Raw genomic sequence first — 689 nt, forward strand, 5'->3', positions numbered from 1 at the left:
ATCCGTACCTGTGTATGTAACATCTGAGATACTCAGCGTATCGCCATCAACATCCGACGCTCCCGTTAACAGATCCCCATCTGTAAGCGTGATCGTCCCGTCTTCGTTCATCTGGAAATTCTGATCCTGCGCGACCGGCAGATCATTCACTGGGTTCACTGTCAAATCGATATTGGCTGCGACTGTCGCTTCACCATCGAATACATCGAAACTAATATCGAGATCGCCATTGAAGTTTGCAGCCGGTGTCAGCGTGAACGTCCCATCACCATTATCTGTAATCGTCAGTTCCGGATTGGCTGTCTGTAGATTCAACGCCGTGAGCGTATCACCATCCACATCGGACGAATTTGCCAGCAACACTTGTTGCGTTACAAGTAGCGAGTCATCTTCCTGCATAGTAAGTTCAATAGTACTACCGACATCTGGGTCATCATTAACGCTAGTAACATCCATTTGAAATGTTTCAGATACGGTTTTTGTATCGAAGTCTTCACCTTCAGCTGCAACTTGGTCAGTCGCTTCCTCAACAATCACATCAAAACTTTCAGTCGTCGTCTCAGAATCTGGATCGTTGTCGTTAAGAGCCTCTTCGAGCTGCGTCAACGCGTCATCTACGCTAATGTTGGAATCGAGTAAATCCTGAGCAATGCCTTGCGCGGCTTGAGCAAAATCTGGATTCTGAAGCG

General features: G+C 47.2%; 1 protein-coding gene. It reads right to left on the reverse strand.

Features of this window, described 5'->3' with window-relative positions; all coding sequences use genetic code 11:
* Positions 1 to 689: cadherin-like domain-containing protein (locus tag A3739_RS04400; protein WP_156502347.1), on the reverse strand; the 689-nt coding region annotated here is incomplete at both ends.

The organism is Oleiphilus sp. HI0067 (assembly GCF_001635735.1).